Origin of the sequence: Paenibacillus sp. BC26, assembly GCF_900116125.1 — a bacterium.
Taxonomy (GTDB): domain Bacteria; phylum Bacillota; class Bacilli; order Paenibacillales; family Paenibacillaceae; genus Paenibacillus_Z; species Paenibacillus_Z lignilyticus.
In genome coordinates this window covers 2,225,745-2,250,254 of record NZ_FPAD01000001.1, presented here as the reverse complement: position 1 = coordinate 2,250,254, position 24,510 = coordinate 2,225,745, and the positions used below count along the sequence as shown (strand labels likewise).

At 47.2% G+C, this 24,510-nt stretch carries 18 protein-coding genes and 1 pseudogene; 3 read left to right on the top strand and 16 right to left on the bottom strand.

The genetic code is table 11. The features are described 5' to 3' along the window. Positions 1-350: 350 nt before the first annotated feature. From BM412_RS09730 to BM412_RS09705, 6 genes are all read right to left on the bottom strand, one after another. Positions 351-3,017: an IPT/TIG domain-containing protein gene (locus BM412_RS09730; protein WP_091216892.1), complete on the bottom strand. Its 2,667-nt coding sequence runs from the start codon at positions 3,015-3,017 to the stop codon at positions 351-353. Between the two features lie 580 nt (positions 3,018-3,597). Next, the gene (locus BM412_RS09725; RefSeq protein WP_091216890.1) at positions 3,598-4,587 is read right to left on the bottom strand and encodes a tRNA dihydrouridine synthase; all 990 of its coding nucleotides are present in this window, start codon (positions 4,585-4,587) and stop codon (positions 3,598-3,600) included. Between the two features lie 391 nt (positions 4,588-4,978). Continuing rightward, positions 4,979-5,530: a hypothetical protein gene (locus BM412_RS09720; RefSeq protein ID WP_091216887.1), complete on the bottom strand. Its 552-nt coding sequence runs from the start codon at positions 5,528-5,530 to the stop codon at positions 4,979-4,981. Positions 5,531-5,785: 255 nt separating this feature from the next. After that, positions 5,786-6,298, bottom strand: a complete 513-nt coding sequence (gene msrA / locus BM412_RS09715) for a peptide-methionine (S)-S-oxide reductase MsrA (RefSeq protein ID WP_091216884.1) — start codon at positions 6,296-6,298, stop codon at positions 5,786-5,788. Positions 6,299-6,448: 150 nt separating this feature from the next. Then, entirely contained in the window at positions 6,449-8,242 is a 1,794-nt protein-coding gene (locus BM412_RS09710; protein ID WP_091216882.1) for an alanine--tRNA ligase, read from the bottom strand. A gap of 444 nt (positions 8,243-8,686) precedes the next feature. Continuing rightward, positions 8,687-10,123: an MFS transporter gene (locus BM412_RS09705; protein WP_256256220.1), complete on the bottom strand. Its 1,437-nt coding sequence runs from the start codon at positions 10,121-10,123 to the stop codon at positions 8,687-8,689. Positions 10,124-10,310: 187 nt separating this feature from the next. Between BM412_RS09705 and BM412_RS09700 the strand changes: the two genes are divergently transcribed. Continuing rightward, a complete protein-coding gene (locus BM412_RS09700) occupies positions 10,311-11,228 on the top strand; it encodes an AraC family transcriptional regulator (RefSeq protein WP_091216879.1) in 918 nt (305 codons plus the stop codon). A 294-nt stretch (positions 11,229-11,522) separates the two neighbouring features. On the opposite strand, the gene BM412_RS09695 is transcribed toward BM412_RS09700, so the two are convergent. The 4 genes from BM412_RS09695 to BM412_RS09685 form a co-directional block, all read right to left on the bottom strand. Next, positions 11,523-12,125, bottom strand: coding sequence for an ankyrin repeat domain-containing protein (locus tag BM412_RS09695; RefSeq protein ID WP_091216876.1), 603 nt, complete (start codon positions 12,123-12,125; stop codon positions 11,523-11,525). A 105-nt stretch (positions 12,126-12,230) separates the two neighbouring features. After that, positions 12,231-12,398 (bottom strand): glycine zipper domain-containing protein, encoded by a 168-nt coding sequence (locus tag BM412_RS32085; RefSeq protein WP_177245742.1) that lies wholly within the window; start codon positions 12,396-12,398, stop codon positions 12,231-12,233. A 431-nt stretch (positions 12,399-12,829) separates the two neighbouring features. Next, positions 12,830-15,292, bottom strand: coding sequence for a discoidin domain-containing protein (locus BM412_RS09690; RefSeq protein WP_091216873.1), 2,463 nt, complete (start codon positions 15,290-15,292; stop codon positions 12,830-12,832). Between the two features lie 216 nt (positions 15,293-15,508). Further along, positions 15,509-15,970, bottom strand: coding sequence for a pentapeptide repeat-containing protein (locus BM412_RS09685; protein ID WP_091216870.1), 462 nt, complete (start codon positions 15,968-15,970; stop codon positions 15,509-15,511). Positions 15,971-16,360: 390 nt separating this feature from the next. On the opposite strand from BM412_RS09685, the gene BM412_RS09680 reads away from it, so the two are divergent. Both BM412_RS09680 and BM412_RS09675 read left to right on the top strand, forming a co-directional pair. After that, positions 16,361-16,756: a YmaF family protein gene (locus BM412_RS09680; protein WP_091216867.1), complete on the top strand. Its 396-nt coding sequence runs from the start codon at positions 16,361-16,363 to the stop codon at positions 16,754-16,756. A gap of 205 nt (positions 16,757-16,961) precedes the next feature. Then, positions 16,962-17,168: pseudogene (locus BM412_RS09675) on the top strand (transposase); the annotation flags it as partial. A gap of 144 nt (positions 17,169-17,312) precedes the next feature. Here the strand turns inward: BM412_RS09675 and BM412_RS09670 are convergent. From BM412_RS09670 to xylB, 6 genes are all read right to left on the bottom strand, one after another. Further along, positions 17,313-18,065 carry an SDR family NAD(P)-dependent oxidoreductase gene (locus BM412_RS09670; protein ID WP_091216865.1) on the bottom strand — a complete coding sequence of 251 codons (753 nt, stop codon included), beginning with the start codon at positions 18,063-18,065 and terminating at the stop codon, positions 17,313-17,315. Between the two features lie 142 nt (positions 18,066-18,207). Then, positions 18,208-18,411, bottom strand: a complete 204-nt coding sequence (locus tag BM412_RS09665) for a helix-turn-helix domain-containing protein (protein ID WP_091216862.1) — start codon at positions 18,409-18,411, stop codon at positions 18,208-18,210. Next, a complete protein-coding gene (locus tag BM412_RS09660) occupies positions 18,408-18,881 on the bottom strand; it encodes a DUF2975 domain-containing protein (protein ID WP_091216860.1) in 474 nt (157 codons plus the stop codon). The genes BM412_RS09665 and BM412_RS09660 overlap by 4 nt, the downstream gene beginning before the upstream one ends. 188 nt (positions 18,882-19,069) lie before the next feature. Then, the gene (locus BM412_RS09655) at positions 19,070-20,599 is read right to left on the bottom strand and encodes an RCC1 domain-containing protein (protein WP_091216856.1); all 1,530 of its coding nucleotides are present in this window, start codon (positions 20,597-20,599) and stop codon (positions 19,070-19,072) included. Positions 20,600-20,967: 368 nt separating this feature from the next. Next, a complete protein-coding gene (locus tag BM412_RS09650; protein ID WP_256256217.1) occupies positions 20,968-22,839 on the bottom strand; it encodes a glycoside hydrolase family protein in 1,872 nt (623 codons plus the stop codon). Next, positions 22,839-24,359 carry a xylulokinase gene (xylB, locus tag BM412_RS09645; RefSeq protein WP_091216853.1) on the bottom strand — a complete coding sequence of 507 codons (1,521 nt, stop codon included), beginning with the start codon at positions 24,357-24,359 and terminating at the stop codon, positions 22,839-22,841. Before xylB ends, BM412_RS09650 begins: the two co-directional genes overlap by 1 nt. Between the last annotated feature and the right edge of the window lie 151 nt (positions 24,360-24,510).

Below are 24,510 nucleotides of genomic sequence, written 5' to 3'. Positions count from 1 at the left end.
AGAAAGGTTCATATACAACTAAAAAGCTGTTATTCTATCTACTAGAAGATAGGTTTATTAAATTAAACAAGACATAAAACACTTAATTTTCTGATATATTGTCAGGTTCATAATACCCGAACATTTTCCATTTATCAATCATCTCTTTGCTAAAACTTATCATTTAACTGCCATAGAACTAGTTTTTACGCTCTTTATAGGTATTTTGATGCAATAACGTGTCATAATTTATCACATATTGACGTTAGGTTATTGCCTGCGCCGAAAAACAGAAAAGAGGCAAAGGCAAATAAACCGCACCGAGACGGCGCGGTTTATTGTTTCACTACGTGTTATACGGATCGTATGCTTTATAACAAAGGGATAATAGCTTTGGCGTATGCCCTTGCGCCATTCGTGTTCGGATGGCCAATCGAAGCCCGTTTGCAAATTTCCAGCTCCATGCCCGTGCAGCCCGAAACTACGCACGATACAGCGCGAGAAGGCGCGATATTAGCGTCTTGCGGCGATAAGTCGGCGTGCAGGCCGAACAGCAGCGGATCAGGAGCGAACATCGAGTTCGCAGGTATAAACCCGGGGTCGGCGAAGAAGAACCGTTTCGCTGGAAGGGTTGCGTTCACTTCGTCTACCGCTTCCTCCAGATGGATCCGGCTGAATTTGGCCAGCTCCGCGCAGCGATCCAGCACGAGATTAAGCTCATTGTTCCCGAATAGCTCCATCGAGACTCCGCCTGCCACGCCGCCTAGTATAGGGCCTGCGACCGTCCCTCCTATTAGGATCCCGAGAGCGACGAGTATCGCCTTGATTCCTTCTAGGTCGCTCTCCCTGGACAACGGCGCATAGTAGCCGGTTACGATCGTTTTGGCGTTCGGATAGTCCCGGGCGATTTTGAGCAGCATCTCCTTCAAGTGATCGTGGCAAAATTGTTGGGACAGCGCGGGAACGTCGATCGGATTAAACGGGTTAAGCAAGTCCTCCAGATTGATATCGTTAATGCCGCCATCAATTAAGATTAAATCCACCGATGGCTTATGGCCGCCGAACAAATCGCACTGCTGAAAGATCGTCGGGTAATGCGTCGGCACTTCGCCCGGCTTCGGAGCCTCCACATGCTGATCATTAAAGCCGATGTAAGCGCCGGAATGCGCGATGACCTCTTTATAGATGCCTATATTCCCTTGCCGGACCGCCACCGCCGCGCCGACGAGCGAATGGATTTTCTCGTTATCCGCAAGCCCCTGTCCCCACTGAATCGAATCTCCGAGCACAAGGATGTTGTACGTATCGAGCACGAGGTCGATTTCATTCGACGCCAGTCCGCCCGCGATGGAAACTTTGACCTTCACCGCTTCTCCGGACGGATTTGGATTGATTTTAGCGGGACGGATGAACAAGTACTCAAGTTGGGTCGGGCTAATATAACGCACTCCCGGCATATCCTGCTGGTTGACGCTCACGGTCGCGCCCGGCGCGAAGCCGCTTCCGTTCAACACGACTGTCGTCCCCGGTGTCAACCTCGTTACGACCGCATTGTTCTGTTGAACGTATTGCAGTCTCGGTTGAACGACGACCGTCCCTTTGTTGGACAACGTGCCGTCCGTCTGCTTAACGTAGACTGCATGCGGTCCGCCAGATACGGACGGCACGGTGAACTGCAGTCTCGTATCGCCGAAATAGCTCGGCTTAACCGCAATATCGTCTATTAGTACCGTATCCGTACGCGTAAACCTTAGCCCTTCCAAAGTAACGACGTCGTTTATGTAAACGGATGATGGCGACGTATTCATAATAACCGGTTCAAGTAAGGCTCGTCTGAAATCATCCTCCTCGATCGCGTTCATCGAGATCGCGTTCGAATACTTATCTCCCGTACGTCCGTATGCCCCTTGAGCGCCGGCTGCTCCTTGCGCACCCGGTGCGCCTGCCGTCCTGCCATTGCTGCCGCATACGCTGCCAAAGTTCGCTGTGACGGAATCGCCGACCTGTCCCCCTGGACCACCTGCTCCAGGCGTGCCTGGAATGCCGCCCGCTCCGCTCGTGCCTCCATCTACCGAAATGAAAAACCCGGCCGTATATTGATTAATGATCGCTTGTGGCGCATAAAGCGTAATTTTGCCCCCGTGCCCGCCGTTGCCTCCGTCGCCCCCAGTGCCTGCAGCTCCCCCGCGTCCACCGTTGCCGCCCGCGCCCGAGCCGGCCTTACAGAAACCGAAGGCATCCAGCTGCGCCCTTATGCCTTTGGAGCCTTGACCGCCATTACCGCCGTCTTGACCTTTGCCGCCTTGGCCACCGTCTTGTCCGCGCGCTTCGAAGATCGGGCTGCCTTGAAGCGAGAGCATCCACACTTCGATTTCGGGCGCGTCCGACCCATCTCCTCCGCGATTCCCTCTAACTCCGTTCGTACCGTCCGTTCCGGTAACGCCGCCAAGCGAATTCGGTGTAGGCACCTGCGGCGGAGTCGCCGGTTTGCTCAATACTTGAGGCGAAGACAGCGTTTGACGCTCCCACGTGAACGTCACGTTTTTTCCAACTATTAATTTCTCCGTGATGATGAACAAATGCTTCTGTGGATATTTCAGAATAACTGTCGTGTTGTCCTTCAGCTCGATTTCGCTGGCAGCCCAATACGCATCGTTGATAAAGATGGAACTAGCGGCATCGGGAGTACGCGTAAACGGGGTCGCGTTTAAGAAATTAGCGGATCCGCCCCACAGCTCGAGCTCCGGCGCATTAGGCAATGCACTGGCTTTCACCCGGTAAGCCGCTTGAAAGGTCGTCAAGCCGCCTACGATATTAGCTCCCGGCTTCAGCAATCCTGCTTTCGGTACGATGTTGCCGGAGATTGTAATCTTGCCGAGTGCTGATACCTGCTGAATGCCGAACGATTCCAGTACTGCTTTGTGTTGAAGGAGTCTCGTCTGGATCACGTTTGGAGCTAGCATGACATTGGCAGCGGGATTAATCTTGACCGAGTTCAGCTTCAGATTGGCTAGGTTAATGTTGTACCCAATCGGCATATGTAACCCTCTTTCGCGGTTTCGATTTGCACTCCATTAGAAGTGCCTATTTACAATAATATCCTATTTATCCATATCGTTTAAATTGGCGGGAAGACCTACGCACGGTCAGCCTTTCCGACAAGCGGTGCATGCTCCCTCAGCCCTACCGGAACTAAATAGGCCGAGGAAATAACAAGAAACGCCATCGTTTTGCGGGCAATCCCGACAAATTAAAAACGCAGTCCGATAAAGACTGCGTTTCCCCTAAACTTGTTCAATTTTCTCACTATTTTTCAAAAAAAGGTATCTTCTTTGTCATCCCAGTTGCATTCCAATCTGGGTCGCACGAAAAAAGGTTAAAAGCCTCGCTTCCTTCGTACTGGGCTGTTGCCGGAGCAGTTATAACTTCTGTTCTCTCATCTTCGTCATAAAAAACGCAGCCAAAATCATTAGTGCTTTTATGGACATTTAGGTAACTGTCCGTTAACGTAATGAAGCCGCCAATCGTGCCGGCAGCTTCGTCATATGTGTGTATTGAGCTATTACGCCCGTTAATTTAATCTTTCCTCCTCCATAATCCTCGTGGACCCTTACCCATCTAATTTCCAAGTTCCTCAGCCCCATCAAGCTCCTTGCTTCCAAATTTATTCAGCAATACATGCACTTCACTTTTTGATTTGGCGTTCATCAAGCTGGTTCTGAGTTCACTTGCCCCTCGAAATCCACGGACATAGATTTTGAAGAAACGGGTAAGCGCACTAAACGAACGTGGTTCCTCTGCTGAGTATTGATCATGCAGATCCAGATGGAGCCGCAGCAGATCAAGCAATTCTTCACTGCTGTGCTCCTTCGGCTCTTTCTCAAATGCATATGGATTTTGAAAAATACCGCGACCAATCATAATACCGTCGACACCGTATTGCTCTGCAAGCTGCTGGCCGGTCTGACGGTCAGGGATATCCCCGTTAATGGTCAGAAGTGTATCTGGCGCGACCTCATCACGAAGCTTCTTAATTTCCGGAATCAGTTCCCAATGAGCTTGTACTTTGCTCATTTCCTCTCTTGTCCGAAGATGAATGGACAGATTAACAATGTCTTGTTTCAAAATATGGGATAACCAGTCACGCCATTCGTCTAGGTCACTAAAACCGAGCCTTGTTTTTACACTGACAGGCAGTCCCCCGGCTTTGGCGGCTTGGATGATATCCGCTGCGATTTCAGGACGGCAGATCAGGCCGCTGCCCTTCCCATTCTCTGCTACATTCGCTACTGGACAACCCATATTAATATCAATGCCTTTGAATCCTTCTTTCGCCATGCCGATGCTCATTTCACGGAAAAATTCCGGCTTATCTCCCCAGATATGTGCTACAATGGGCTGTTCATCTGGGGTAAAAGTCAAGCGCCCACGTACACTTTTGTTCCCCTCTGGGTGACAATAACTCTCCGTATTCGCAAACTCCGTAAAGTACACATCCGGTCTGCCTGCCTCACTTACCACATGGCGAAACACAACATCTGTCACATCTTCCATGGGCGCTAGTACAAAAAAAGGTCGTGGTAAATCGCGCCAAAAGTTTTCTTTCATCATTAAAAACCCCTTTATACCTACCAGAACAATCGTTGTCCTTAGAATAGTAAAATACTTGCTGTCAGTGGAACATTGTTCAAACACCATCACAGGTTAACAACAGACATTCCACAAAGTACACGACTTTATTATAAACTGAATAACGACATGATGGGTATGTCCCCTTCGTAAAGATTGAACTATGCTGCCCGTTAGTTCAACGAAGTGCAGTCGGTCATTTCTGGCTTGGTGCTTCATTTATATGATCTTCAAGCTTTTCGTGGGAATGAGATCAAGTTCTTGTCATTTGATTTTGACAAGAACTTGATCCCATAAATAAAAAAGCCGCGATTTTCGCGGCCTTTAATGTAATAATATTCTGGTCACCCGACATTTCGGAAGTCTCTGTTTAGTGATCAGCTATCCGTTCGGCATCTCTCATAAATACGACGATTTCATTAGTAAGATATTCGTATGAAGCAACCCACTCGTTAGAAATTAAAAGCTCGCTTAACGCCTCATCGCTTACTAGCCCCTTCCGATTCATACTAATCAATTGATGCAGGGCTAGCTTGTCCCATCCGATACAATCTCTTGCTGCGATTCCAAGCTCATGGCACCGACTCTTCTTCCTTTCCTTTTCAGAATCGTGCTTGTCTTGTAGACTGAGGAAGTGCATGAGTAACTCATCTAGAAGAGCGATGCTAGATTCGCTGATCTGTCGTTCTCTCAGTTCAAGAATTTTATCCGATATGTCCAAAATGGCTTTATCATGCTCACTTAACTTGCCGGGGATGAATGGTTTGACTGTCGAAGCAGGAATCTCCCATCTGCTTTTTCTTCCCTTGTTTCTGCGCTTCCCATGCAGGGTGCCCGCTGCCAACCACTGATAAATAATGCGCTTATCCTTATTTAGCATAATTGCGACTTCTTCCACAGTGAACATAAGCTCATAGGTCATATCATCCGCCTCCTCAGCTGTGAAACTATCAATTAATTTCATAGCTATGTTCCGATAGAGGAAGATATGACAGAAAATAAAAGACTGAGCCTAGAAATTGAAACAGCGGCAGCCACGAACGAGAAAATAAAGTCCTAGACTGGCGCTGTTTGATTGCGCTCACGACAAGGACTTCTATACAAAAAAATAAAAGCCGCAATTTAAGCGGCTTTAGTTGTATATATGTTCTTGTTGTCCGACAACTGTTGTGACTAACTAGGAATTGCCATCAGCCTCTCGCCTGGGAAGGACCCAGTTATGGCGCGGGAAGTGGCAGGTGTAACCGCTCGGATAGCGCTCCAGATAGTCCTGGTGCTCCGGCTCTGCTTCCCAGAAGTCGCCGACAGGCGTCACTTCGGTGACGACCTTGCCCGGCCATAAATCCGACGCGTTCACGTCGGCGATCGTCTCTTCCGCCACCTTTCTCTGCTCGTCGCTCTCATAGTAGATCGCCGAACGGTAGCTTGTGCCGATATCGTTGCCCTGACGGTTCCGCGTCGTAGGATCGTGGATTTGAAAAAAATACTCCAGGATGCGACGGTAACTCGTCTCCGCCGTATCGAAGACGATTTCGATCCCCTCCGCATGAGTGCCATGGTTGCGATAGGTCGCGTTCGGAGTGTCACCGCCAGTATAGCCGACTCGAGTCGAGACGACGCCCGGAAGCTTGCGGATCAAGTCTTGCATTCCCCAGAAGCATCCCCCAGCGAGTACAGCGCGCTGATTCATGTTAAACCTCCTCAACCAGATCAAGATATTTGCCGAAGCCCTCGCTCTCCATGTCGTCGCGATAAACGATCGGCATCGTGAAATCATCAACCATTATACCCGCGGTATGCGTGACTCAAACCTGTTGTTTTATTTGTGCTATCGTATCCGTTAGCGTAAAGCATCCGTGCTTTCAAGTACTGCCTTTATCCTCCTTACGCTAGAAGACGAGCTCTCTTCCTTAACAATTTTAAAAGTACCAAGATCAGCCGTATTCACCGCGTGAGGACCGCCGCATATCTCTTGGGAGAATTTGCCCATCGTATAGACTTTTACCATCTGGCCATACTTGCTCTCGAATAGACCAATAGCCCCTGTTCTACGTGCATCTTCAAGCGTCATCTCTTCGAACGTAATCCCGACGCCTTCGGCAATCGCTTCATTGACCAGACTCTCGGTTGCCACGATCTCTTCTTCAGTCATTTTACGATGGAACGAAAAATCAAAGCGCAGTCTCTCAGCCGTTATATTGCTGCCCTTTTGCGCCACCTCATCTCCGAGAACCTTTCGTAGTGCAGCATGCAAAAGATGAGTTGCCGTATGCAGATTTGCCGTCTGTGCAGAATTATCTGCTAAACCGCCTTTAAACTTTTGGGCTGCTCCGGCTTGAGATAACTCTCTATGCTTCTGAAATTTCTCTAGATATCCTTCCAGATCGATGGCGATGGAACGCTCTGTTGCCAGTTCCATGGTCAATTCGATGGGAAACCCATACGTATCATAAAGTTTGAATGCAGCTGCACCGTCTATTTGACCATTTACTAATGAAATCGAAAGCTTATCGAATTCACGAAGTCCCTGCGCGAGCGTTTTTTGAAAACGAGCTTCTTCCGCCTGGAGTTCCCTGATAATTTTATCGCGATTGCTTTGCAGCTCTGGGTATATTAGCTCGTACTTGTCAATCACAGCGCTAGCGATATTCGCTAGACCGCCTTCTTGAATACTCAATTGCATTGCGAATCTAACAGCTCGGCGAATCAATCTTCGCAGCACATAGCCTTGGTCGACATTAGACGGAGTAATGCCGTGATTATCACCAAGGATAAATACTGCCGTGCGGGTATGATCCGCAACAATTCGATACGCTTTGGGTTGATTTTCGTACGCCGTCCCAGACAGTTCTGCAATTCGTGAGAATATCGCAGTAAACAGGTCGCTATCATAGACTGTTCCTCCATTCAAAGCGACTAGCACTCTCTCTAAGCCCATTCCCGTATCGACGTTTTTTTGATCAAGCGGTTCAAACGTTCCCTCCGCCGTTTTATTATATTTCATAAATACATTATTCCAGAATTCAACATAACGCCCACATCCACATGCTGGCGAACATGTAGGACCGCAACGTTCTTTATCCGAGATAATGAAGATTTCCGTATCGGGACCGCAAGGACCTGTTTGACCTGCTGGCCCCCACCAATTATCGGCTTTAGGCAAGAAGAAGATCTCTTCCTCACATTGACCTAATGCACACCATATCTCGTACGACTCCTGATCACGGGGAGCATCATCATCTCCTTCGAATACAGTAACCGCAATTTTATGCTTGGGTATATCGAGCCAGTTCGGCGAAGTGACGAATTCCCAGCTCCACGAAATGGATTCATGTTTGAAATAATCGCCAAGTGACCAGTTGCCCATCATCTCAAAAAAGGTGCAATGGGTATCATCACCGACTTCATCTATATCCACAGTACGTATACACTTCTGAACATTGGTTAACCTCGTTCCGGATGGATGCTTCTCTCCAAGTAAATAGGGTACCAGCGGGTGCATGCCCGCTGTCGTAAACAATACGGTGGGATCGTTATCGGGTATAACGGAATCGCTAGAAATGACGGCATGACCTTTTTCTTGAAAAAACTGAATATACTTCTCTCTAATCTCTTCAGATGTATACAGTTTCATTGATATTTCTCCTTTTCACAATTTTAGACAACAAAAAAACGCCCCAAGATTGGGACGAATTAATCGCGGTACCACCCAAGTTATTGTCTTCGCATTTAGCGATACAATCAGCTCAATAGACTATAACGAGTCAAACCGGCGGGCATTAACCGCACTCCTGAACCGGCAACATACTAAGTTTCGTAGGATTTCACACCGAAACATCCCTCTCTGAACGAAATGTAGCATATTTTGTTCATTCATTGATTTCATTTCTATCATTTCCTAATTATTGTAATTGTAGCCAGTCAGAATTCAGATGTCAATCGTGTATATTAGCAATCTGCATCATACTCGAAAACCCACTCGTAATTAACGTAAACTGTCCGCCTCCGAATAAGCGAACCATTCTTGAGAAAACTAAATCGTCAGTTTGTTCGGTTATTCGATTCAACCGCCGTAAACTTAACTAACTCGTCCCTTAGTGAAAATCGTTCTGGTTCCTGCACGACGGCGCGCTGCGTTCGTTTTATCCGCTGGCAGCAGTAAGATCAAGACGACAACGAGTGAGGCAGTCAAGAAAATGACCGAACCCCAGATTGAAACTGATATTGCATGGGCAAAAGATGCGATTGACGGAGCTGCCCCCCTGTTCGCCGCTTCAAAGACGGCAATTAGAACCGCAAGCCCAAGCGACGCGCCAGTCTGATGAGCGACATTGACCATACCCGACGCCGCTCCCGCATCCTTGGCGTCCACGTGTGACAAGCCTAACGTCGTGAATGGTTGGAAGATCATACCGGCCCCGCCCCCCATCACGATTAACGGGAAGAACATATCAGGGAAGAAGCTCGAATCCGCAGAAACGAAGCTGAGCCAGCCCGTTCCGGCGATCGCGATTCCGAGTCCGGCGATTAATACTTTTACATTTCCGAAGCGGGTTACGAGCAAAGGCATGGCATACATCATTGCGAACTGAACGACCGTGAAAGGCATGATTGCAAGCCCAGCTTCCAATGCATTGAAGTGAAGGACATGCTGTAGAAACTGCGGAACGAAGAAAAAAATCGGATAATTCCCGCAAATGAGCAATAACCTACCCAAATAAGCTCCGGAACGCATTCTGCTCGCGAAGAGGCGAAGCGGCGTAATCGGTTCTTTCGCTCGCGCTTCTATCCATACGAATGCCGCCAGTGAGATTCCACCCAGAGCAAGCGAGCCCCAAACCTCTATCTCGATCCATCCGACAGACGCGGCTTGTACAAAACCAAATGCCAGCGCCGTCATGCCGATTACCGATGTCATGGCTCCTAGTATATCCAGACGGCCAGCTTTCGTCTCTGTCTCCCGCAAATATCGGGGCGCCAAAAGGAGCAGCGCGATGCCAATCGGAACATTAAGGAACATCCCGGCACGCCAAGAGATCACATCAGTCAGCAATCCCCCGATAATCAGGCCGACGCTGCCTCCGGCTCCCGTTGTGCCGCTGTAAACGGCAATTGCCTTCATCCGTTCCCGGGCTTCCGAGAAGTTGACAGACAATAAGGCTAGCGCCGACGGCGTCGCCATTGCAGCGGCCAATCCTTGGAGAGCGCGAGCCGCAAGCAGAAGCGAAGAGGACGGTGCCAAGCCAGCTAGTATCGATGCAAGCGAAAACAAAGCGATCCCAGCGCTGAATATTTTTCTCCTTCCTAGGATGTCCCCAGCCCGAGCACCTAACAACAAGAACCCACCGAAGGCTAAAATATAACTGTTCTGCACCCAAGTCAAAGCAGCTGTAGACAGATGCAGCGTGCGACCAATTTCGGGTAATGCTGTAACCAATACGGAACTGTCGAGCACCATCATCAGCTGACAGGCAACGATCATCGTCAAAACAATCCGTTTCGAATGTTCATTCAAGAGGATAACCTCCCTTTCATGTGCTACGCTCATTATGACGCGAAACGACACCGGGAAGTAGTTCATTTCTGCTTATAATTTGCTCAATCCTGCAAATCATATTGCAAACGATTAGATATTCATGATGGCGATCTTTATGAAGTCAGCGTATAATTGGAGAGGAACATTAGATAAGGGGGGCTTTCCCATGCATACGAAATTGGGCCAATTATTGAAGATGACAGCTGCTTTCAATCTCGCAGAAGGTCGTACGGAGACATCAGTCCCCTTCTTCTCTATAGTCCGGCGCAGCCAGCCGACTGCGATAGTCCCCGGCGTCCTTACCCCCTCATTTTGCCTGATTCTACAAGGCGCTAAGAAGCTCCATCTCGGTCAGGACACGATTTATTATGGTCCAGGCGACTATTTGGTTTCGCTAATTGATATACCCGCTTCCGGCCAGGTTGTCGGAGCTACTCCGCAATCGCCGTATTTCGGCTTGCGAGTCGATATAACGGCAGACGAAATTGCTTCTGTCATGACGGATTCCGGTATTGGTGTGAAGCCGCTCGACCGAAATCTTGGCCCTGGCGCCTACGTAGGTAAATCCGATGACCATTTACATCTTCTATTCATCCGGCTGTTGGAGTTGCATGGGAAACCTGAAGTGGAAATCCGTTTTCTCTCTTCGCTGATCAAGCGCGAGATGATCTTCCGCTTGCTTACCGGAGATCACGGTCACTTGTTTGTCCAACGCGTATTCATGGATCAACAGAACGAGGGGATCAACAGAGCCATTGAATGGATCAAGGAGAACTACAACAGAACCTTCACGATCGAAGAGGTGGCAAGATCGTCCAAGATGAGCGTCTCCGGACTTCATCATAAATTCAAAGCTGTCACAACGATGGCTCCCCAGCAATATCAGAAACAGCTTCGCCTCCAAGAGGCGAGACGCCTTATGCTGAACGGCTCTGCGAATGCGACCGCCGCGGCGCTGGAAGTCGGTTACGAAAGTCCAGCTCAATTCAACCGGGAATACCGCCGGCTATTCGGGCTCCCTCCGCTTCAAGATATCAAAGCTTTTCACAGAAAACCAATACCGGAAGTGTTCGAGAGCAGCTAAGAGCCTACTTATTCTCTGTCCATTTCAAAAGTGCTCGCGAATTAGAAAAACGCCAAGGCAAAATGCATTGGCGTTTCATTTATCGTTGATTCTCAGTCTTAAACTTTTTACTGTAAACTTCCACTACGCTATCACATATTGTTGCAGTTCTTTGATTTCGTGGCTGCCTCTTCTAAGAGTTATTGAGCTATCGTGCCCGTTAGCTTAAAGCCCGAATCTATGTACGTCATCACTGCCGGGAGCCACATTGCATTTGTACTACTCAATACGCAATTTCCTACTAGAATTCAAAAATCAATTATTTGTTTTTTCTAAAATATCAACTATACTGGTTAATTCATTTTTTCTTGCTATTTCCAAAGGAGTCTTTCCGTTTTTATCTTTAATATTAATGTCTGCACCGTGTTTAATTAGTAAATTTGTTATGTCTGCATATTTTCCCCCTCTGTTAGGGCGAAATGTTACTTCATGCAGAGCGGTATATCCTAATTTATTAATATGGTTAACTTCTACATCTGTTTTTTCTAACAGTATTTTTGCCACTTCATAATAACCTTGTTCGCAAGCAGGTATTAATGGAGTTCCGCCATAAATATTTAGAAGCTTCATATTTGGTTCATATTCAAGCAATACTTTAACAACATCAAGTAAGCCATTAGCAGAAGCATAATTTATAGGATTTCTGTCTTCAGTATGAATGCCATAAGCATTTACATCAGCTTTATTTTCAAGCAAATATTTCACTACTGCTGGGTAATTATTCATAACTGCAACCATTAGTGCCGTCTGGCCGTTTACATCTTTTTCGTTAATATCAACACCATTTTCAATAAATAATCTTATTTTGTTTAAATCTCCATTAGCTATTTCTTTAAAAAATTCTTCAATCCTGTTCATTTAGCACCTCGTTATTCAATATATTGAAATAGATTATGGCCAAAATAATTATTCGATAAATTAGCGACATTTTCTAGTAATTAGGTGAATAGTTTACCTTAATTACTAATCTTTATTTTTGTTATTTCTAAACAAAGCGATTGCTAATCCGACTACAAATCCAAATACAAGTCCAAGACCTACATTACCGAATACTGCTCCAAATGCGACACCAAAAGACGAACCTAAAGCAATTCCAACGCCTATGAAAGCACCATTTCCGGCATCTTTCATTATCAAATATCACTCCGCTTCTTAATTTCATTCCAAAGGCTTTACTGCTGCTGTGACAGTTTTGCCTCATACAACGACTTTCCAAAAGATGTAGGTATAACTCTATACGTTGCCAACTACTTAATGCTACGATATTCTGCCCGTTAGCTGAACGAATTGTTATCGGTTGTCTCTGGCTGTCTTCAATATGCGATGTGATTCCTTGCCATTCGTCGGGAATGAGATCAAGTTCTTGTCACCCGACAATTAATAATTACATGTCGTATGCTTCGATTGATCTCAGCTTAGTCTATTCTATGACGAAGTTGATATTAATTGTTCGAACAACTACCGGGGAACGTTTGTTCAATTAAACAGCAGCAGTCTTGGACTTTGCAGCTCCGGCTTAGTATAAAAAATGGCTTCCCTTATTTCCGCTCACTTCAGTTCCACTAACCAGAAGTCGGAGCAAATACCTCAAACCTCCATAACGAGTACCCGTAAGCCGAACCCCGCTTCAGACCCAGCATCCGTACATATCTTGCGCTTTTGGCTGAGAACGAGATATCGTCGATCCCCCCGTCCCCGGAAGTGGTCGCGAATACATCCGTCCAGGTCTTGGCATCATTCGATACTTGGATCTTGTAGGCTTTCGCATAGGCTGCCTCCCAGCTCAGATAAACCCGGTTCACCGTCTTGACCGCGCCGAGATCGGCATAGATCCACTCGTCGTCGGTATAGTTCGAGCCCCAGCGCGTCGCCCCGTCGCCGTCGACCGCGTTAGCGGGCGCAAGCGTTGCAACATGGGTCGAACTGGCCGCGACTGCAGCACCGTCGGCGAGGTTAATGCCGTACAGATGGATGTTTTCCAATCCCGCGTGAGCCATCTTCATAATGCTGACCATATCCGTGTATGGCTGATCCTGCTGATTGACGAGTCCGATATTGTAGCTTTCTCCGTCCACGCGTCCGGTGACGGCCTGATCGAAATAGGCATACCAGCCTGAGCCGACGAACAGCGGATTCTGTGCCTGGCTTTCCGCGAATCCCCGGTAGGCTACTCCCCGCTCAACGGTACTGGTCGTCTTCGTAGGGGCGCTGATATATGACAAACCGCGGTCGGACGAGCCGAAGGAATGCTCGAGATTAAGCAGCGGCTTCCCGAAAGCCTCGTATTCGTCCATCCAGCTGCCATCCCTCGTATAACTGTCCACCGAGAAGGCATCGACATACGGCATCGCCCCCCGATCCCAATCCAAGCTCGTTCGCCAAGTAGGGACGATCGTGGAGCCGAGAAACAAATGATTCGGGTCATTCCGCTTCAGGATGTCGCGGATCATAGCGTAATACGTCTCGGATGCCAAGGTGATAAAGCCGGATACGTCCGCAGGGGATACCTTGGTGATTGCGATCGGAGTGTCCTTGAGCGCGTTGAACGAAACGGCGTTCATGCCGAGCAGCATATTGATGTTATCGAGACTGCCGTGTCGCGTGGCATAATAATCGATGAAGGCGCCCTTCGCCGGAGAATCCGCCCCGTACATCAGCAGCTCTTTGACGATATCGGTTGTCCAGCCGGCTTCGTTATCGTAGGTGTATCCGATTAACCACTTGCTGGTGCGCGCGTTTTGCAGCTGCGTCTTTAGCGTACTCTCGATGATCGGCGCGGTCTGAGGATCGAACATGTCGTACGACCATAGGATTCTTCGCAAGTTAGCAGGGTCCTGCAGCACCTGAACGTACGGAAAAGTGACGCCTTTCGGCTTGGTCCACTTGCTGAAGGCGTTGAACCCCCACTGTATCAGGCGTTTGCGCGTGATATCCCCCCATTTTGCCTCGTAATCGCTGCCGTACTTCTTCATTACGTTCGAGACAATGAAGCTGACGTACTCGCCGTTCTCGTCCTTGGTATAAGCCGGCGCGTAGAGCATCCGGTCGGGCAGCTGCTCGAAAATTTGCCTTGGCGTGCCGTCCGGCTTCTGCGTCGGCGTCTTGTAGCCAGCTTCCCATAAACTTGCGGCATCCACCCCTTTTAATAAGAAAGGATACCCGTCCGGCGTAATGAACCACCATTTGCCGTTGACCTGCTCCAGCCTGAAATAGCCGGTACTCTCGTATTTCCCAATACGCTTGATGCCGCCGTAAGAATCGTAGATTGCCTGGTCATATGCGACGTTCGCCAAGGCGGCGGCTTCGTCCGTATAGTTCTGACGTAACTGCGCGTCGGAGGTGATTTTACCTGGCCAAGCATCGATCATCCATTGGCCGTAACGGTCCACCAGCAAGGCGTCCTTGTTCAGCTCGGCCTTTAGCTGTTCCGCGGTGAACGAGGGCTTCGGATTTTGCCCCGGCGTGCCGCTGCCTTGCATGATTTCAACTTCCGTCAGAGGGATATGCTGAAAGGCTTGCGTGCGTGTGATGTCCAGCACGATGAACCTGGCCGTCACGCCCGCTATCGGCACGTTGACCGTATAGTTCAGCTCGCTGCCTTGTCTGATATGCCTGGTTGCGATGTAATAACCCGTTGCCGCTTCCGGTCGGTATTTGACGGTCATATCTTTGAAGCCCCAGTATTTGTTCGGTGAGTTCATCACCACACGCAATTGATCAAGGGGATAGTCCCTGAGCAAGTCGATCACCACATGCACCGTCATCGGCGATTTCGCTTTCCCCATCCAGCCTGCATAGGCGGTTGTGCCGTCGTACAATACGCCTTTCGCCGCCGCCATCAGACCGGTCGATAGCAGATCCGGTGAATTGCCTCCATCCGGAGAGACACTATAGACATAATTGCCCGTTTTGAGCATCGTTCCTTCACCTCGAGCGTGACCGATTGGAATAAATGCCGCCAAGGCGGTCATTGCCATTAGGAAAGCCAACACAATTCTTGTATACATCATTACCCTGTTCTTCATCCGTTCCAACCTCCTTTCTTCCTGTATCGTCCCCTGCAACGGATATGCTTAGAATTATTTGACATAATTTACCTTAAAACGAAAAAGGGTACCCCAGACCCAACGTTGCTTGAGTCCGAGGTACCCCAATGACTAGGAAGGCATGCGGGACGCGAAACCTTCCTTACCTATTTTGCGAATCGGAGAGAACCACCCAGTCCGGTCGCACACGAAGTGTTAGGTTGTCTGCTGATTCCTCCGATAATTTTTTATAAGTTCTTCTACCAGTATCCCGTTTATTCTCATACCTTTTAATTCGCAATCCAATATCTCTACATTGCTAAGGTCACAGTTTGAAATCTGGCTACCCCTTAGTTCACAATTCTCAAATCTTATTGGCTGACCTGCGGTTTTTGGATTGTAATGGGGATCTCCTTCTTTAGGGATACCAATGTTATGTATATAGGCTCCACCCATTTGAACTTCAGAAATTTCAAGATTGCTCAAATTAGCGTCCGAAATTTTAAATCCAGACATATTAACATCATTTAAAGTCATTCCACTCATATTTACATTATTAATTTGCGTTCTTGCCAAATTGACATTATTAAAATTTAGTTCCTCTGCTTTTACCTTTTCAAACCGAGACCCTGAAATATCAGCCATTTCAACATTTAAACGCTCAACCTTTAATTCCATCTTTATCAACCTCCAAATATTCGATATTAAAAAAGTATTCGACGCTACTTTAGGATTACCTTTAATTCCCATTAGATAGAGGATCTACCACGCTCTACGGATCTCTACACTCAAGTCAAACTGCAATTCCAAGCTGTCTTAGATCAGGTTTTTCCTGAGTATAAAGGTGTTTTGGGGACTTACACTCTGCGGTATCGCTGAATACGTGGTTGGCATTTCCGACTTCTGACGCTGCTCTTAAAGCCGGGAAAACTCCGCCGTTTTCATAAAAGATGTACATTCTTCTGATGAATCTCTAATTATATCGAAATCCCGCGTGTGCCTTGAAGAGTTCTCCCTCTCTCTGTCATATAAATATAGAATGATAAGTTGAAAGGAGATGAATGAACGATGGATATCCCGATTACCGGTTTCATTGTGCATAACGGCTATTCCGATGAGGACCATACTCACATTCTCTACTTAACCAGCTGGGATGGCAAACCGATGCATGTACATGATTTCTCAGGAGTCACTTCTGTGGAAATAGGTCATCATCATCAATATGCCGGCACAACGGAACCTGCACCTTCCGGCGTACAGCATTGCCACTATTACTGCACGGTAACTTCAGTAAACAGCGGACATAAGCACACGATTAAAGGTACGACAGGCCCTGCCCTCCCGCTATCCGGAGGCGGTCATTATCATTATTTCGAAGGTTGCACTACGGTTGATGGTTTGACACCGCATGCACATTTCTATTGTGGACATACCGGTAATGCAATTGCCGACAATCGCTGCTGACTGGAGCATAGAGTGAATAGCAAAACGACAATCACAAAGATGAACTACCCGTTAGATGAGAAATCGGCAACCACTACGCTGGCTGCCGTTTCTTCGTACTTGTATCGTTAAAATGAAAAAAGCCGCAACCACGCGGCTTCTTAAGTATATAAGCACTTGTCAACCGACACCGGAGGCAATTGCACCTTGGTTGCTTACATAATATATGAATCAGTCGATAGATGCTCTGGCTGCAGAATTACATGAGTATAAGTTGATCCAATCGATACCCGGCATCGGCACCGGCATTGCTGCAACAATTCTGGCTGAGGTCGGAGAAATCGTTCGATTTGATCACGCAATAAAGCTTGTTGCATTTGCCGGTGTTGATCCAAGCGTCTTCTCTTCCGGCAAGTTTACAGCTACTCGAAACACGACGGCGCGCGCAGCCCCTGCGCCTGCGTCACCCCATGCGCGAACGCTCATTTGCAGTAGCTAAGAGATATAGAAAATATGGCGCCCCAATAATGGCAACAGACATTCCCTGAAGATGCTCTATATTTAAGCCAATAATGACTCATCGACCACCGCTAACATTTATGATTTCTCCTAATATGTAATTCGAGGCATCTGATGAAAGAAAACTTATACATTCCGCGATCTCAATGGGCTGTGCTACTCGTTTAATGGGTATGGAGGTAGACATTCGGGCAATTCGATCGTCTTCTGGCGCAAATTTTTGATGAAACGGCGTATCGACCACACCTGGTGCAACTCCGTTAACAATGATTCCGTATTCTATTAATTCTCGCGACATTCCGATTGTCATCGTATTTAATGCTCCTTTGGCAGAAGCATAATGAATACTTTCTCCCGCTCCACCGTAACGGGCTGCCGTTGAGGAAATATTTATTATCTTACCTTTCTCTTTTGGAATCATGTGCTTTAATACTGCTTGTGAACACAATAGGACGCTAATGATATTCAATTTATAATTTTCTTCCCATAATTTTTCGCTGGCATCCATAAAAGTACTTTGACGTACACCCCCTGCAGCATTATTGACTAAAACATCTATCTTCCCGAAGGTTGAAATGACTTGCTCAACCATCTTTTCGACTTGTTCTTTTTGGGTAACATCGGCTTGTACGGACAAGGCCTCCCCGCCTATTTCCCGAATATGGTTAACGACTTCCACTGCGCGATTCTCGTCTGAACGATAGTTAACGACGACTTTGGCTCCTTTTAATGCAAGTAATTCGGCAGTCGCACGCCCAATGCCCGAGGTGGCGCCTGTAATTAATATGACTTTTCCCAATAAGTCTTTCATGTTTATCCTCCCAATGAAGTAAATTGAATTTGCAAAAACGGCAGCTGATCCTCCGATCGGCTGCCATAACTGTAACTTTATTATAAACGATTTCCCGTTCCCTCCTGAATCGGTCGAACGTACGACGGGTTTTTATATTTATTCAATCCTGCCGATACTCGAGAATATCTCCAGGCTGGCAATCGAGTGCTTTGCAGATCGATTCGAGTGTTGAGATTCGAAAGGCTTTAGCTTTTCCGTTTTTAAGTATCGACAGGTTCGCCATTGTAATGCCGACTTTCTCCGAAAGCTCAGTAACGCTCATTTTCCGCTTTGCAAGCATGACGTCAATGTTAATCACTATCATACGGTCAACTCCTGTTCTTCTTTGAGCTCGATCGCGTTTTTGAGCAGTTTCTCTAGGACTGCGGCAAATACTGCGATTACGATTGGCACACAGGTTGTAAATAGCCCCATGACCATGACGCCCGGTGCTTCTGCACCGTCAGCTACAAAGTAGAAAAGCGGGAGATTACAAGCAAACATGAGTGATACGACAACCGCCGCTCGCTTTATTTTCTTAAGCGCTATAACAGAGGTTTGCGAAAAAGCGGTATTTCTATCGATGTACCTAAGAAGCTTAAATGCCTGAAGTAGCGTAAATAAATACGCGATAGACGCCACATACGCAGCCAAAGCGGAAAGATAAACTTTAATATCCGGGAAATCCGGCATCATACTATGCGCCATCGCAGGGAGTCCATAAAAACACATCACTAATGCAGGGATTGCCATAACAACCAGAACAACTTTTAAAAAGAGCGTCTCTTTTTTCATCTTTTTCACCTCATTTTTGATTTTATCACTTAATTTATCGTTTTACAATAAAAATGTATTGATTCATTTGTTTGAGCATAACAAGTTATTTAAATTCATTTCGGGGATGAGATAAATGCAAAAAGCCGCGATTTTCGCGGCTTTAATAGTTAATGTTCTTGTCACCAGGACATTTCGCGAACGCAGCTTCAGTGGTTGTCATACTGAATGGCCACATAAACGAGAACTTTCTCATTCTGACTATAATCGTTGTCCGAATGACCCTTTACCTTCCACACGGCAGCGCCATCTCGAGGAACAACCGATTTACTGAACTCGGTACCATCCGGGTTTTCCCCCGTTTCTCCTGGCGATAGAGTGTCTTTTCCAACTGTCGCCAGACTAAGGTCATAATCTACTCCCGCTGGGGAAAGCATGGAGACCGTTACGGTTCCGTGGAAACCCATGGAAGGGCTCCAAGACCCACTCAATTCTTGTCCAGATGAAGAAATGTATCCGTAATATAACGAATACTCAAAAAGGGACCCACCTTTTTCATAAGATTTGGAATCAGAAAGCTGGAAAAAGCCAGTTTGATTCAGATCAACCTGAACGGGAGCATCACGGTCTGTCATGGTTCCGTCTCCCAGTTGACCATAGAGATTACCCCCCCATGTCAAGAGTGTTCCGCTTTCGAAAACCATATTATGGAGATGTCCTGCGGCGATGGAGTCTACCGAACGGAGTCCCTGCACCTGAACCGGAGGATCTGCACTCTCGTCACCTAGTCCGCCATTCCCCCAAGACCAGACGGTTCCGTCGTCTTTGAGGGCCAAATTATGATCAACTGCTGCAGCGATGGCGACTGCCGAATGAAGACCTTGCACCTGAAATGGCGGATCTGCTCTGTAGCCCTGTGAACCGTCCGTTTCAGTTTGAAATCCCCCCCATTCCCATACGGTCCCATCGTTCTGGAGTGCCAGGCTTTGATCGATCCCAGCTGCGACGGCAATCACCGATTTGAGGTTGGGTACTTGAGTAAGATTCGTCATTTCATATAGCGGGCCAGTGCCAATCTGGCCTGTACCATTGGATCCCCATGCCCAGACGGTCCCGTCCTTTTTAAGTGCTAAATTATGTTCACCGCCTGCAGCGATCGCGACGACCGAATTGAGATTGTGCCCTACCAAATCTTGCGTGATCACTTTAACGGGGATATGGCGGTCTATATTAGTCCAGTCGCCTAGCTGGGCCCAGTCGTTACTACCCCACGCCCACACGGTTCCATCGCTTTTGAGGGCCAAATTATGATCACGCCCCGCATCGATGGCGATGACCTCATCGAGACCCTGCACTTGCACAGGTGTATCCCTGTCTATCGTACTCCCATCACCGAGTTGCCCATTGGAATTGCTTCCCCAAGCCCAGACGGTTCCATCACTCTTGAGGGCTAAACTATGCCAACTGCCTGCAGCTACATCGACCACATCCGTAACGCTCTTGACCTGAATGGGAGTGACATTGCCTGTCTTACTTCCAATGCCGAGCTGGCCGTCCCAATTATTTCCCCATGCCCATACTGTACCGTCATTTTGAAGAGCGATCGTATGAAAAGCCCCTCCATCAACCTGTAGCACCGGAATTTCCGCAGCAACCGCTATGTTGGATACAGATACAGATGTCAAACCAACCAGCAGACAGATGATGATCATGAATCGCAGAGATCGTTTTACCATCATGATTCTCCTCTCCTCTCGTTCTGTTCATCACCTAAATTTTACCATGAGCAAATCAGGTTTCAATGTGCTGATGGGACTACTTACTCGTGACTTATCACCGACTAAGATAAGGATGTTGTATGCATATATTTTCTTGTCCTCTTACAATTCGCCGCTTCTGATCGATTCGTATGAAGTTGCCAAGACGCCTATAGACATTGTTCTTGTCATCAAAAAATGACAAGAACTTGATCCGATAACTAAAAAAGTCCGCGTTTTATGCGGACTTCATTTGGTCAATGTTCTTGTCACTCGACATAACTAAATTAATTGAATAGTGTTGGGGACAAGACTACCGAGTTATCAATTCGGTAGCCTTCAACGCCTATTTACCTATTCTGAATGGATCGAATCGTGATGTTTTGGAAGCTCACAGTTCCGAATTGAGCAAAGAATCGCAAATAGGCATGCTCTCTATGGATCCGGCTAATTGATGTACGATTATCGTTTATACAAATGTCAATGAAACCTTCCTTTACGGTCGCCTCTACATGGACGCGCCTATCTAATCCATGCACATGATAAATGGACGAAACCTCATCCTCTTGGAAACCGACGCAGACCGTATCATGTACGCCAAGCTTATTGTTTGAAGGCTCGAACCGGATATCGTTTCCTTGCTTGAAATCGGAATCACTTGCTAAGGAAAATCCGTAATACATTGTTGAATTTTCTGGAACCGCTTCGAAGGTCAGAATATAATCGCCTTCTACTTTTCCAATTGTCCTCTCGGAGAATCCATTTATATTGGTAATAGATAGGAGCGCTTCTTTCTGTGTTACCACATGGCTTGTTAAATCGGCGAATTCAGCAGGTATCTTAAGTCCAAGCGATCCACCCTCTTCCTGAACAAGCTCTCGGATGATTAATTCGCCGCCATATCGGCCCGGTCCAGAGAGAAAACCCGTAACTATTCGTCTTCTTCCCAAGAAGGCTGCTGTCTTGGGTACCCGTAGCTGAACGCTGTCAATCGTATCCATCGCAGGACGCAGCCATGGCCCAAACGGATTTTTGGAATATCGGTAACGAGCAAGCCCATCATTGCTGAAAATCAGGTAATACCAACCGTTCCATTCAAAGTAATCCGAGCATTCCGGTTCACCATGGTAACCCGGAACGATAAACGGTTCTTCCTCTTGCCAATTTTGCAGATCGCTTGAGACAAGATGAGCGAGGCATCCCTCATGTTTGACACCATCCACCAGGCTTGTCGTAATCAGCATATGGTAGATGCCGCTCTCATCCTTAAAGACATGCGGATCCCTGACGGAGGATAACAAATATCGGTTTGAGAGTTTTATGTATGACTCCGTCTTAGTGAATTGAATACCGTCATTACTAACCGCATAGGTGAGCTGAGCTGGAGAGCCATCCACCGCACGCACAGCATAGAAAGCATAATAAACGTTATTCTCCTTAAATACAGAACCTGTGCAAATCGATCCTTCCCACTCTTGCGTCACAGCAACAGCCATCGGATGATGTGTCCAGTTTTTCAGATCCTGCGTAGAAATATGTGCCCATTGATGCGCGCCTAGGCTCCATTTGCTGGCATGGCCTCGCCGATCAAACAAATAATAGACATGGAACGTTTCCCCGTCGAAAAAAGGCATGCAATCGCCGACGCCAGTATTGAACCCTCTCGGTTTCCAATACTGGATGGAGTCAGGCTCAGTTCCAAGGTACAACGTCTCCCGGCTCCCAAGAAGCTGCTTATCTTGGACGAGGCTATTTCGCTCTACTTCAGTCAAGGCATATGGCCATATTTTCGCTTCCAGTGTCCCATCATATGCTTGAGCTCTAGCATTCTCTAATCGAACGGATCCCATTGGCCAATCCTCATCAACCAATACTCCGTCTACGAACAGCTCGATTATATGACCGCTATAACGCAAAAGAAGATCATGCTCCCCTGCGCCGATCGCTTGCCAAGGAACGGATAACGTCAATGGTCTTTCTTTAGCGTCCGTATAGAAGTCAGCATAGAGTAACAGTCCTTTACCCTCTGTCTGTTCTCCAGAATGGATGCGAATCACTTCAATTTCATCATCGCCTTGAATACGGAGCAGCTCTTCGCTACTTTCTCCGCCTCTCACAAGGACACCAACAGTTAGTGCTTTGATGGTTCCGAAGGTCAGGGTTTGTTCAGTCTTCTTATTCTTAAGCTCGATATAATTACTTCCATCCGTCGCATGAATCATTATTTTGACACTCCATTCGCATTTGTACTATTTTTTAAAATAGGAAAGAGCTCCCGATTTTGCTCATATAACTTGCGATAGACGGCATAATTCCGGTCATAAACTGCCTGGTTCCCAAGATTGGGCTGAACAGGATGTTCATGCAGCCTGACGACCGTTTTACAAGCCTGTTCGACGGAATCAAATCGGCTCACACCTACTCCAGCCATAATCGACGCTCCTACGCATGCCTGTTCTTCCACGGTGCTTACATAGACATCACGGTTCAAAATATCAGCAAGAATCTGGCTCCACAGCTGACTCTTCGCGCCACCACCGGATATGATGATCCTTCTCAAATCAACACCAAGAGAACGGATGATTTCAACGCCGTCACGAAGTGAATAACAAACTCCTTCAAGCACTGCTCTGATCAGATGTGCCTCATGGTGGTCAAGCGTGAGTCCGAAGAACATTCCGCTTGCTTGCGGATCCATATGAGGAGTGCGATCACCGGTCAAATACGGCAGGAACAGCAACCCCTCACTTCCCGCGGCAATCTCTCTCGCTTTCAAGTCAAGCGCCTTGTAATCCTTACTCTTCAGCACTTGCGAAGCCAGCCACTTTAACGATAGCCCAGCACTCATCGTCGCCCCCAACAGATACCACCGGTCTGGAATGGCATGAACATAAGTGTGCGTTCGAAGCCTCTTGTCATAGACTGGCTGATCGATGGTAGTGAACAACTGTCCTCCGGTTCCGATAGTAACGGAGATGTCCCCAGAATTAATGATACCGTTTCCAACTGCTTGCATGGCTTGGTCAGCCCCACCGTATACAACCGGAGTACCTGCTATGAAGCAACTTTCGGATTCGGCTTCTCTCGTAACGCAACCTGCAATCTCCCACGGTTTCCCTACAGGCGGAAGCATTCTACTTTCCATACCTGCTATTGCAAGTAATGATTCCGACCAATGAAGAGATGCTGTATCAAAGAGCGAGGTACCGGAGGCATCCGTCGTATCCGTTCCGATTTCACCGGTCAATCGGTAACGTACATAATCCTTCGGCAACATGACTCGGTCGATTCGGTTGTAGATATCAGGTTCATTTTCTTTGATCCACATCAACGAGAGAATCATAAATCCGGTAGATACAGGGTTCTGAATCATATCTCCCAGCTGTTCCATCGTAACCATGGATTCCAATGTTGCTTTCTGAGCTATCGTTCTCTGATCACACCATATGATGGATGGGCGAAGCACTTGAGCATCTTTGTCGAGTACCACCAATCCGTGCATTTGACCGGAGAAACCAATGCCCTCCAATGCCCTGCCGCTTATGCCAGCTTTGTTTAACGCTTGAGCGCTAGTCTTTTTAACCAACTCCCACCATTCATCGGGGTTCTGTTCGGCGTACCCTGAGATAGGAATATTGATGTCATACTCTATTTGCGCAAATCCGAGTATTTTGCCTGAATGTTCCATGACCATGGATTTCACACTCGAGGTTCCGATATCAATCCCCATCAGAAACGACATGCTGCGCCCTCCCTTTGTTCAATATGTTTTAATATTATCAATTATATTGTTACTATAAATATATTAATTGATTTAATCAAGTGATAATTCGAGATCCACTTCATAAAAAAAAGCCCGTGATCACAATCACAGACTGGGTAGGAAATATGAA

Bases quoted from the DNA above. Each gene is read 5' to 3' on its own strand.
- BM412_RS09730 (WP_091216892.1), bottom strand. From the start codon at position 3,017: ATGCCGATTGGGTACAACATTAACCTAGCCAATCTGAAGCTGAACTCG.
- BM412_RS09725 (WP_091216890.1), bottom strand. From the start codon at position 4,587: ATGAAAGAAAACTTTTGGCGCGATTTACCACGACCTTTTTTTGTACTA.
- BM412_RS09720 (WP_091216887.1), bottom strand. From the start codon at position 5,530: ATGACCTATGAGCTTATGTTCACTGTGGAAGAAGTCGCAATTATGCTA.
- msrA (WP_091216884.1), bottom strand. From the start codon at position 6,298: ATGAATCAGCGCGCTGTACTCGCTGGGGGATGCTTCTGGGGAATGCAA.
- BM412_RS09710 (WP_091216882.1), bottom strand. From the start codon at position 8,242: ATGAAACTGTATACATCTGAAGAGATTAGAGAGAAGTATATTCAGTTT.
- BM412_RS09700 (WP_091216879.1), top strand. From the start codon at position 10,311: ATGCATACGAAATTGGGCCAATTATTGAAGATGACAGCTGCTTTCAAT.
- BM412_RS09695 (WP_091216876.1), bottom strand. From the start codon at position 12,125: ATGAACAGGATTGAAGAATTTTTTAAAGAAATAGCTAATGGAGATTTA.
- BM412_RS32085 (WP_177245742.1), bottom strand. From the start codon at position 12,398: ATGAAAGATGCCGGAAATGGTGCTTTCATAGGCGTTGGAATTGCTTTA.
- BM412_RS09690 (WP_091216873.1), bottom strand. From the start codon at position 15,292: ATGAAGAACAGGGTAATGATGTATACAAGAATTGTGTTGGCTTTCCTA.
- BM412_RS09685 (WP_091216870.1), bottom strand. From the start codon at position 15,970: ATGGAATTAAAGGTTGAGCGTTTAAATGTTGAAATGGCTGATATTTCA.
- BM412_RS09680 (WP_091216867.1), top strand. From the start codon at position 16,361: ATGGATATCCCGATTACCGGTTTCATTGTGCATAACGGCTATTCCGAT.
- BM412_RS09670 (WP_091216865.1), bottom strand. From the start codon at position 18,065: ATGAAAGACTTATTGGGAAAAGTCATATTAATTACAGGCGCCACCTCG.
- BM412_RS09665 (WP_091216862.1), bottom strand. From the start codon at position 18,411: ATGATAGTGATTAACATTGACGTCATGCTTGCAAAGCGGAAAATGAGC.
- BM412_RS09660 (WP_091216860.1), bottom strand. From the start codon at position 18,881: ATGAAAAAAGAGACGCTCTTTTTAAAAGTTGTTCTGGTTGTTATGGCA.
- BM412_RS09655 (WP_091216856.1), bottom strand. From the start codon at position 20,599: ATGATGGTAAAACGATCTCTGCGATTCATGATCATCATCTGTCTGCTG.
- BM412_RS09650 (WP_256256217.1), bottom strand. From the start codon at position 22,839: ATGATTCATGCGACGGATGGAAGTAATTATATCGAGCTTAAGAATAAG.
- xylB (WP_091216853.1), bottom strand. From the start codon at position 24,359: ATGTCGTTTCTGATGGGGATTGATATCGGAACCTCGAGTGTGAAATCC.